The organism is Nostoc sp. UHCC 0251, from assembly GCF_034932245.1.
Taxonomy (GTDB): domain Bacteria; phylum Cyanobacteriota; class Cyanobacteriia; order Cyanobacteriales; family Nostocaceae; genus Nostoc.
In genome coordinates this window covers 1-10,480 of sequence record NZ_JAYGHD010000414.1, presented here as the reverse complement: position 1 = coordinate 10,480, position 10,480 = coordinate 1, and the positions used below count along the sequence as shown (strand labels likewise).

The window sequence follows — 10,480 nt, the reverse complement described above, 5'->3', positions numbered from 1 at the left end:
CCATCTTTCTTCCCTCATGGGAATATTCCTGGTATTCCTACCTGGGCAGTTACGTGAATTCTTTTAATACCCATTCATATTCTCGCTGAATAGAAGTCAGCATATCTATCTTCATTTCTGACGGCAATACATCCCAAGTGTAAGTCTCAATTTCTAAATGTGAACAAGCATTGTTTGTCTGAAGTAGATGTAAAACAGTAGCAATATCATCTTGCGTAGATTGCAAAATCTGATAATCATGAATAAAAATTGGGACATGAAAATGAGTACGCCATTCTTCAGCTAGAGATTGCTCTAAATGAGGTAATGCAGTTATTAAGTCAGGATAGTGATGGAGTGTATCATCACTGCGACGTTCTATTACTTGGTGAAGATAGGTAGATTCTGCAAAAGGACGTAAGCGTTCAACTATCAAACTACGCTTTTCAACCTCAGCAGGTATTTTTACTTTAATTGCAGCGCTGATTTGAATTTTGCCAATCTTAATTCCTGCCGATTCCAAACGTGCAAATACAGATTGCGGTTCCTCATATTCAACTGAGAAATGGCAGGTGTCATAACAAACCCGAACGTGTCCTAGCAATTTAGTTTCTGCTAAATTCTGCTCAATATTTAGTTTTTCTGATAAATAATTACCGCCAATTGGCAATAACCAATTTTGATATAAGTCAATTATTTCTGAGGTATTTTCAATTAAACCATCAGGCTCAGGTTCTAAATCAATATGAAGTATCTTTCCTGTTTCTTCATAGATGCGAATCATTTCTACAACAACTGATGCTATGTTCAAACAACTCTTTTTCACAACAGTCTCAAAAGTTGCTTGGTCTTTTACCCACCAAGGTTTATAGGATAATGGTAATGTAGAAATTCCGCCATCAAGTCCTTGGGGTAATAGACTAGCTAAAATGTGTGCCAAGTTTAATGTATAATCAGCCCTTTCTTGTGTAGACCAATCTGGTGCATAAACTTGGTCTTTTACCACCTGTCGATGGAATCCACCATAAGGGAATCCGTTTAAGGTGAAAACATATAAATCTTGTTGAGTCAGCCAAGTTTGGAATTGAGCCAAGTTATTACTTTCTAAAAGTTCTTTTGCCGCAACATCTGCTAACCTCAAGCCAATACCAAAAGGTTCTGTCGGCGATAAACGTGATTTGAGTTCGGGAATATACTTCTCTAAATTGGCGAAAACCTCTAGCCAACTTTCACCAGGATGAATATTGCTGCAATAAGTTAAGTGAAAATTATTGTTGTTTGTAATTTTCATTTTCTAGCTCTATCCCTTGTATATGTAATCTGTTTTCTTTGACTTAAACTATTTCGCAAACTACTTGCTACATATTCATGGTTAGGGGCGCACATCTATGCGCCCCTACAGCCGATTAATGGTATTACTGGGTGTATACATTGAAATTTAAGTAACAGCAAATAGTCGTGCTAATTTCATCGAAATTGGTAGCAAGATTAGAACGAATAAACCGTAATACAAACCAGCAAAACCAGATGCAACAGTTGCATCTAAAACTATTAGAGATAAAACGCCTATTTTTACCGCATTTCGGATATTTTCGGCTATCGGTTCACGTGCAGCTTTGATAAAGTTAGGTAAGATTCTGATAGCTAAGAAAATAGCGAATGGTAGTGCTGCGATCGCTCTATAATCTTCTAATAATCCTAAAGCTAAAACTGCTGTCAAAACTATTGCAATTAGCAGTAGCGCGAGTACTCCCGTAATCTTCTTTCCTCCATGAACTTCGCCCTGACTAATTGCGGTAATAGCAGCAATATAAATAACAGGAATCAGTGCTAAATACCAACGTTCTCCTATCATTGCTGGTACAGCACTTACGCCTAATAATAAGTTACTACCACGACACAAACCCATATTTAAAGGGCCAAAAAAAGGATGATGTTTGGCAAATGAGTCATATAGGAGGGATGAAAGAGTGATAAATATAGCGATCGCAGCACTCAACCAGGATACTTGAAAGGCAGCTATAATACCTATTGCAAATAGTATACTCCCCAATAAAGTAGCATTTTCCCGAGATACGCGACCACTGGGAATTGCTCTATTTGGTCGCTCTTTTGCGTCTAATTCAGCATCAAAAACATCATTAAAAACTATACCACCGCCATATAAACCAGTTGTAGCTAATAACAACCAAGCTAATGGAACTAGGAGGGCAAAACTTGCTTCTGCATTGATTAATTGAACAAAAATAATCCCAGAACCAGAAGCAGCAAAACCAACAAGAATATCCGCCCAAGCAGTAACAATGTTAGCCGGACGCATCAATTCTAGATAACCCCGCCAGCTTTGAAAATTTAAGCTTGCAACATTCACTTATCTGTCTCCGTGCCTAATAATTTATCAAAATAAATCGCATATTACAGATGAATCAGATATTTATGCAATTCTTCATCCCCACTCCCCACTCCCCACTCCCCACTCCCAATTTTTTACTCAATCAACACATAATCTGAAACTGATTTGATTCCTGGTTCTTGTCCCCGTAGCACAGAATTGCCATTGAACATTTGACGCTGATCAATAGATTGGGGATTAAGCCAGTCTGATGCTTGCATCTGCCCAGTTTGACTGTAAGCAGCTAGAGCATTTTCATAACAAACTGCTCGCACGTGTTCTTCAGGAATGCCCCTATCTAACATCAACTGAGCCGTTTTTGGGACTGCCAAAGGATCGCTAATACCCCAATCAGCGCTACTATCTACAATGATGCGATCGCATCCATACTTACGGACAACTTCTACCATCCTGGCGTTACCCATCTTCGTTTGTGGGTAAATCGTGAAAGCTGCCCAAAAACCTCGTCCTAATACTTCTTCAACAGTTTCTTCGTTATTGTGGTCAATAATTACTTGTGAGGGATCTAAGCCATATTCAATACAGCGATCCATACTCCGACTAGCACCCGCCTTTTTATTACGATGAGGCGTATGAATTAGCACCAACATATCAAGTTCTTTGGCTAATGCTAACTGTTGACAAAAGTACTTATCTTCTGCTTCTGTCATGTCGTCATAGCCAATTTCGCCAATGGCAACAACTCCTTCTTTACACGCATAAAGTGGTAGCAGTTCCATAACTTCAGCTGCTAGCGCTTCATTGTTAGCTTCTTTCGGATTTAGGCCAATTGTGCAGTAATGTTGAATGCCAAACTGACTAGCACGAAACCGTTCCCAACCCACAAGACTGCTGAAGTAGTCTTTAAATGAGCCAGCGTTAGTTCGGGGTTGTCCTAACCAAAAGGCTGGTTCAATAACGGCGACAATTCCATATTCCCGCATTACTAAGTAATCGTAAGTAGTGCGCGAACACATGTGAATGTGAGGATCGATAAACATCATGGTTGTAATGATTGGGCATTGGGCATTGGGCATTGGGCATGGGGCATGGGGCATTGAGAATGGGTTATTCTCCTCATCTCCCTTATCTCCATTGCTGACTCCCCACTCACTTGCGGTTAAAACTGCTCCAAGTCAGATTACCTTGTTGAATGGATGACTGTAAATCTGGGTAATGAGAAAGTAATTCTTGTGCTTGGGGTAAAGGAGACTCAGCACAAGCTAATGCTGCTGCTTCTTGCTCGTGTATATCCCCATTAGCCAATACTTTTTCCAAATCTGTGATGATTGCGCTATCCGCAAACCGCCCTACAGATCGCCAAAGTTCTGGTGTAACTGAGCGTTTAGCTGCCCAACGTTCATGGGCATAATCTACTAACATCCTCGCCAATTCTGGGTTAGCACGCCGATCCAGACCCCAAATTAGATGCAAAGGGCTGCCGACAAACACAGCCTTCAGCACCATCTGATTCCAAGCAGCATTATCTAAATAATCTGCTGGATAAGGGTTACGTAGTGCTATGGCTTGGAATACATTACTCATATTGCTGCGAATTCCCTCAGCAGCGCGATGGCGATGTAACTCTGGATGTGGTAATAACGGCAAACTTTGATAAAGGACAACTAACTCCCCCATATCGGCAGTGGAGAAAAATTTATCAAGCGATCGCACATAGCCCTCAGCATCATCATGGGGCAAAGCTAGAAGCAAGAGTGTGCGACCTGCTTGATCTACACTCCAATTACCAGGATACCAACCGGAAATTACATCCTGTGCTGCTTCCAAGTCCTGGAATGTTAGCTGCAAATCCTGTTTACCTAGATAACGCGGCACAGCACTAAAAGCCGTAAAAAACACTCTCTCAGCAGCGCCGCTAGCAATCTGTGCCTGCTTCTGTTCCAGCCAAGCAAAAGCTTTCTCTGAAACAGACTTTAACAGCCAATGATGCAGTAACTTGTTTACTTTACTCATGATGAATTTCAGGAGAAGTTGCCCAACTTTTTTGTGACAACTAAGTATAAAATATATCACAAAACTTGATACTTTGTGATTAAAGCAGCTGGACTGGATAATATACTACTGAGATTATAACTTCACTGAAACTATAAAAATTTCCCAACGTTAAAGAAGATACTGTAAAGATATCATTTTGATTAGATAAAACATAAAATTATCTTACCAAATAAAATTAGAATTTTATGTAATAGTGATATCTATAGCCCATCTTAAATATAAAGTCTATACAATAATCAAATTGCAAGTTATTGTTAGGTTATCTTTTAATTATAGAGTGAGCAAACTTTAATAACACGATTAATTTATTACCTAGTCTTGTCTAATAAATCATTTTAAAATTGAATCTTTATAAACATTTCCTTTGTCCTATTTATTAATCAGTTTTGATTTTAGAATTGTATATGTTTAGACTTACTTAAAAAGTAATAATATTCCAATGGCTATTCAACAAAAAACTGCTCTTAATCTGCAAACAATTAACCAATGTGTTCGTGTGAGCTTTAACTATGATGTTCACTTCACTAGAGGTCTGTTTCAGTTAGATAATCCTTTACTTGCACAAGCGATCGCCACAGACGGGGAGACAGCCCCAAAACAAGTTCTAGCAGTGATAGATGAAGGATTTTTAGAGTGTCAAGATGGGTTACTAAAAAAATTATCAATCTATGCCCAGTATTATGAAGATGTACTAACACTGAGCGGTGAACCGATAGTAGTTCCGGGTGGAGAAGTAGTCAAGAACGATTCTAGATTTATAGAGCAAATTCATCAACGGATCAATGTAGATGGATTGTGCCGTCACTCCTACGTCCTAGCAATTGGAGGTGGAGCCGTCCTAGACATGGCAGGATACGCAGCAACAACGGCTCACCGAGGAATTCGACTGTTACGGGTTCCGACAACAGTATTAGGGCAAAATGATTCTGGTGTAGGGGTAAAAAATGGAATCAATGCCTTCGGCAAGAAAAACTTTTTGGGTACATTCATGCCACCTTATGCTGTCTTGAATGACTTTGATTTTCTTACTAGCCTTGACGATCGAGATTGGCATTCGGGTATTGCAGAAGCTGTGAAAGTCGCGCTGATTAAAGATGCAGATTTCTTCGATTTCATTATGGCTAATGCCGATAAATTGGCTAATCGAGACATGGACATAATGGAAAAGCTGATTTATCGCTGTTCCCAGTTGCACTTAGAGCATATTGCTGGTAGCGGCGACCCCTTTGAAATGGGTTCATCGCGTCCTTTGGATTTTGGGCATTGGGCTGCTCACAAACTAGAGCATTTAACTAATTACAGCTTACGTCACGGTGAAGCTGTTGCGATCGGCATTGCTTTGGATACGACCTATTCATATTTAACAGGTCAACTCTTGCAATCTGAATGGCAAAGGGTTCTAAATACACTCAAGAAATTAGGCTTTACTTTGTACGTACCAGCACTGACAGAACAATTAGATCAACTAGATCATCCGCATTGTCTATTTAGGGGGCTTACCGAGTTTCGTGAACACTTGGGCGGAAATTTGACCATCACCCTTCTACAAGGAATCGGAGAGGGAATTGAAGTTAATCACGTGGATTTGTCTTTGTATAGAGATGCTATTTTTATGCTGCAAGATTGGGAACTTTTGCATTAATTTATCCCTTGGATACAATTGCAGAATGCCTGCCAATCGACAAAGCTCAAGACATACATGAAAAAATGAGTAAGGTGCTTGTAAAGTCAAAGTCGCTACGTGTTACCAATATTACAGCGATCGCCTCATCTACAAGCACCAAACTTTTTACATAATGTCCTTTAACAAGAAGAAAAAAGCTTAATAACTTGTCAATAAAAAATCGTAAGCGTTTTCTATATCTGGAGCTATTTTATTATAAAAATTGAGTATACTAAATTCAAGTGATCGTGAGCCAAAACAGTTATGATGTCTTCGCTTCCCGTCAACGACGCTCAAAATAATTTGCAAGAGATCATCGATCAAGTTGCAGAGCAGGGTAAACCTATGATCATTCGAGGAAATCGCGGTAATGCGATTCTGCTGGCGGAAAAGGATTGGTCTGCAATTCAGGAGACTCTTTACTTATTATCTGTCCCTGGAATGCGAGAATCTATAAAAGAAGGACTAGCAACCCCAATCCAAGAATGTGATGGAGAGTTGGATTGGTGAGTCCCCAAGAGTCTGAGGAGCAATTGCCAAACCCCGAAGAAGCGAGTTGGAAGTTGATTTACACAAAACAAGCCCAGAAAGACGCGAAGAAATTAGCTTCTAGTAACTTAAGGGAAAAGGCCGAAGAATTACTCGCAGTCCTTGAATAAAATCCTTTTCAAAATCCTCCACCCTATGAAAAGCTGGTTAGTGACTTATCAGGTGCTTATTCTCGTAGGATAAATATACAGCATCGGTTGGTATATGAGGTCATCGAATCCGAGCAAGTAGTCAAGATAATTCGTATGTGGACACATTACGAGTAAGTTATCTCTTCAACCCTCCTTGGTGTTCACAATGAAAACCTTGATTCTCCCAAGCTTGCATATCTACTTCGGTAAGTTTTGTCACATTTGAGCATTGCGGTTGAATAATTAGACTTAAAATCGCCCAAAATAAGCTGCGTGTCACATCTAATCCAGTTTTGAACCAAGATTCACGATTACCAGGAATACCCTCCTCCTGAACAATCTCTGGCTCTACCCAAATACCATGAACGCCCAAAAGAATCTGTGCCATCCATTTGGCTCTGGGTAAGTGACTTGGCGAGGTAATCAACATGACTTTATGCACTCCCCAACGGCGCAAAATTGGAATACCATAATAAAAATTTTCAAAGGTAGAATTGGCGCACTTTTCTAACCAAACGTTTTGCAACCCTGCTAATTCCGCCTGAAAAATTAACCATATACAGGGGTCTGGGGAACCATGAGAAATTAAAATTGGGGTTTGCGGGTATTGTTTTGCTTGTTGGGCAACATAAGTTTCTCGACGAATACTGCCACCAAGCACAAAGAAGGCATCTACTGGCTGCGAAGAAGCAAAAACTAAGGTTATAGTGGTAAAAATCAGCCAAGTGCCCAAGACAAAGTACAATCCACCAGCTAGTTTTTGTAACAATTGCCACCGATTAGCAGATTTTTTTTTAATAGAAATTAACGATTTGATGGTAAATTTACGTTTCATGACTTAGGTAAAAAAAGCTGATTTAATGGTTGTCTAACAGTGCTACAATTCAGTACTCAAAGTGCTATCTTATAAAAGTAATAAAGAAGTACAAACGTGACGCTAATCAAAGTGTCACACGTTCAGTTATAGCCTTCCGGAGAAGGCTAACAAACTGAGAAATCATTGTTAATAATGCAGTATTGTCAGCATCATTTAACAATAAAAATGATGAATAGAGAATAGCTTAGTTTGGAGTATAAAAACTTAAAATTTTCTGGAAAGCCTGATTGCTAAACTGTCAACAACACAATTATTCCAGCTAATATACATGAACCAATCTGCGAAAAGTTACTCGCCGCTCCAAGTAGCCTTGATTGGTGGAGCGATCGCCACTACTGCTACGATGTCTGTGTTCGGCCCCGCTTGGACTCGTGCTGTCCGTGCCTCTCTAGCCCTACAAGACAGCCCGAAAGTGATAGTTGACCAAGTATGGCAACTGGTGAATCATGAATATGTTGATGGCAAATTTAATCAACAAGATTGGCAAGCAACTAGACAAAGCCTGTTGAGCAAAGACTATTCTTCTCGGGAAGAAGCTTATGCTGCCATCCGCGAAGCTTTACAAAAGTTGGGAGATCCTTACACTCGATTCATGGACCCCAAACAGTTTGAAGCTCTTACTAGCCAAACATCTGGGGAAGTCTCTGGTATTGGCATTCGGATGGAAGTAAACGAAAAAACCCAGCGACTCACTGTTGTCGAAGCCATAGAAAATTCCCCGGCGCTAAAAGCTGGGATCAAAGCAGGCGATGAAATTTTGGGCATTGATGGCAAACCCACCCTCAAAATGAAAGTGGATGACGCCTCCAAGCTAATTCGTGGCAAAGCAGGTACTCCCATCAAGCTAAAGCTGGGACGGAAAGGGCAAAATGCCTTTGATTTAAAGCTGACAAGGGCAAATATTGAAGTGCCAACGGTACGGCATACCCTAAGACAAGAAGGAAATCGCCGCGTTGGCTATATCCGTTTGCGGGAATTTAGCGCTCACGCCGCAGAACAAATGCAACGAGCCATCCGCGATTTGAACACTAAGAAAGCCGATTCTTATGTCTTAGATTTGCGGGGAAATCCTGGCGGTTTGTTGCAGGCGAGCATTGAAATTGCTCGGATGTGGTATGATAACGGCGGAATTGTTAAAACAGTAAACCGTGTAGGCGGCACTGAAGAAACTAAAGCCAATCGCACTGCTCTAACAAATCGTCCTTTGGCGGTCTTAGTAGATGGTAATTCAGCTAGTGCTAGCGAAATCCTCACAGGGGCACTCAAGGATAATAAGCGGGCGGTAGTCGTAGGTGGTCAAACCTTTGGTAAGGCCTTAGTGCAGTCAGTACATGAACTCGCAGATGGTTCCGGCTTGGCTGTCACCATTGCCCATTACTACACCCCTGCCGGAACGGATATTAATCATAAAGGGATTACGCCAGATATCAAGCTAGACTTGACAGAGGCACAAGAGCGGCAGTTGGCTACTAATCCAGATTTAATTGGAACTAAGAGTGATCCACAATATGCGCGTGCGATCGCAATTTTATCAAATAATAACTTTGCCCAACCGCCGGCAAATCAGCCCACTCGACCTATGAGCCGCGCCGATAACCTAAAATTTTAGGTGAGTGATTTGTTTTCAGGTGTTTATATAGTAGTATTCCCAAATCCAGATTTTTGGAGTTATGAAAACTGCTTGATATACCGTTCTAGGATTTTGGATTGGGAATAATAGCTACTAATCCTAAACCGAAATTTTAGATTTATGAATCATCAGCCAGTTGATACAACCACCCCCACCAGTTTTTTACCAATGGTGTCGGTGGTTGTTCCTATTTATAACGGTGAAGCGGATTTACCAGAGTTAATCAATTGTCTGTTGTCTCAAACTTACCCAAAAGATCGGGTAGAGTACTTGTTGGTGGACAATAATAGTAGCGATCGCACTCTCACCATCCTCAAAACATTTGCCGAAAATTGCCCAATTACAATTCGCCCCTTGAGCGAAAACCAGATTCAAAGCTCTTATGCTGCTCGTAATACTGGGATTCGCGCCGCTACAGGTGAAATTATAGTTTTTACCGATGCTGATTGTCGTCCACAACCGCAATGGTTGGGAGCATTGATTCAGCCTTTTGTCAACAAAGAAGTGATAATTGTCGCTGGTGAAATTTTGGCACTACCAGGCACAACTCTGCTAGAACAACACGCAGCCCGTCAAGAAACTTTGTCGCAAAAGCATACCCTTAACCATTCCTTTCGTCCCTATGGTCAAACCGCTAATTTAGGGATTCGACGCATTGGTTTAGAAAAAGCGGGATTATTTCGTCCCTATCTTACCAGTGGTGGCGATGCCGATATTTGCTGGCGGATTTTGGGGGAAAACATCGGGCGTTTGGAACTTGCCCCGAATGCGATCGTTCAGCACCGCCACCGCGCTACACTCAAAGAACTGCAAAGTCAATGGCGGCGTTATGGATACTCAAATCGCTATCTACACGAACTGCATGGTGTAGATTTAATGCGAGAGATTACACCCAAAGAATGCGGCTATCGTTTGGCACGTTGGTTATTTAAGGAAATACCAAGGGATATTAAAAAGGCGATCGCCGGTCAAGCCTCCCTTGTAGATTTATTAAATACTCCCATTGGTTTGTTTACAGCTAGGGCACGTACTGCTGGGCAACGAAACGCCAAGCTGCCAGAGAATGCCAAGATAATTGCTCGACTGTAACAATAATAGGATGCTGGAATATGAGCGGTCAATTCTGTAGGGACAAAAGAACTTGATTTTCTCTGACCATAAACCCCGCAGAGTTTCATTAATGGACTACTAGTGGTCTGGCAAGTCAACTTTGATGAGTTAATGCCGTTTTTTGGTATGCTTA

At 40.9% G+C, this 10,480-nt stretch carries 10 protein-coding genes and 1 pseudogene; 6 read left to right on the top strand and 5 right to left on the bottom strand.

Going from position 1 to position 10,480, the window contains the following annotated elements; genetic code table 11:
* Positions 1 to 49: 49 nt before the first annotated feature.
* The 4 genes from eboE to VB740_RS33820 form a co-directional block, all read right to left on the bottom strand.
* Positions 50 to 1,270 (bottom strand): metabolite traffic protein EboE, encoded by a 1,221-nt coding sequence (gene eboE / locus VB740_RS33835; protein WP_323204194.1) that lies wholly within the window; start codon positions 1,268 to 1,270, stop codon positions 50 to 52.
* A gap of 147 nt (positions 1,271 to 1,417) precedes the next feature.
* Entirely contained in the window at positions 1,418 to 2,350 is a 933-nt protein-coding gene (gene eboC / locus VB740_RS33830; RefSeq protein ID WP_323204193.1) for a UbiA-like protein EboC, read from the bottom strand.
* Between the two features lie 116 nt (positions 2,351 to 2,466).
* Entirely contained in the window at positions 2,467 to 3,429 is a 963-nt protein-coding gene (locus VB740_RS33825; protein WP_323204192.1) for a TatD family hydrolase, read from the bottom strand.
* Positions 3,430 to 3,481: 52 nt separating this feature from the next.
* Complete coding sequence (locus VB740_RS33820; protein ID WP_323204191.1) at positions 3,482 to 4,345, bottom strand: EboA family metabolite traffic protein; 864 nt, start codon at positions 4,343 to 4,345, stop codon at positions 3,482 to 3,484.
* A 481-nt stretch (positions 4,346 to 4,826) separates the two neighbouring features.
* On the opposite strand from VB740_RS33820, the gene VB740_RS33815 reads away from it, so the two are divergent.
* From VB740_RS33815 to VB740_RS33800, 4 genes and pseudogenes are all read left to right on the top strand, one after another.
* Entirely contained in the window at positions 4,827 to 6,029 is a 1,203-nt protein-coding gene (locus VB740_RS33815) for a 3-dehydroquinate synthase (protein ID WP_323204190.1), read from the top strand.
* Positions 6,030 to 6,317: 288 nt separating this feature from the next.
* Positions 6,318 to 6,560: a type II toxin-antitoxin system Phd/YefM family antitoxin gene (locus tag VB740_RS33810; RefSeq protein WP_416291172.1), complete on the top strand. Its 243-nt coding sequence runs from the start codon at positions 6,318 to 6,320 to the stop codon at positions 6,558 to 6,560.
* Positions 6,557 to 6,709, top strand: coding sequence for a hypothetical protein (locus VB740_RS33805; RefSeq protein ID WP_323204188.1), 153 nt, complete (start codon positions 6,557 to 6,559; stop codon positions 6,707 to 6,709). The genes VB740_RS33810 and VB740_RS33805 overlap by 4 nt, the downstream gene beginning before the upstream one ends.
* Positions 6,710 to 6,721: 12 nt before the next feature.
* A pseudogene (locus VB740_RS33800) lies at positions 6,722 to 6,865 on the top strand (Txe/YoeB family addiction module toxin); the annotation flags it as partial.
* A 1-nt stretch (position 6,866) separates the two neighbouring features.
* Here VB740_RS33800 and VB740_RS33795 read toward each other — a convergent pair.
* Positions 6,867 to 7,565 carry a YdcF family protein gene (locus VB740_RS33795; protein ID WP_323204187.1) on the bottom strand — a complete coding sequence of 233 codons (699 nt, stop codon included), beginning with the start codon at positions 7,563 to 7,565 and terminating at the stop codon, positions 6,867 to 6,869.
* 310 nt (positions 7,566 to 7,875) lie between these two features.
* On the opposite strand from VB740_RS33795, the gene ctpB reads away from it, so the two are divergent.
* Both ctpB and VB740_RS33785 read left to right on the top strand, forming a co-directional pair.
* Complete coding sequence (ctpB, locus tag VB740_RS33790; RefSeq protein WP_323204186.1) at positions 7,876 to 9,216, top strand: carboxyl-terminal processing protease CtpB; 1,341 nt, start codon at positions 7,876 to 7,878, stop codon at positions 9,214 to 9,216.
* Between the two features lie 141 nt (positions 9,217 to 9,357).
* Positions 9,358 to 10,326, top strand: a complete 969-nt coding sequence (locus tag VB740_RS33785; protein WP_323204185.1) for a glycosyltransferase — start codon at positions 9,358 to 9,360, stop codon at positions 10,324 to 10,326.
* The last annotated feature ends 154 nt before the right edge of the window (positions 10,327 to 10,480 follow it).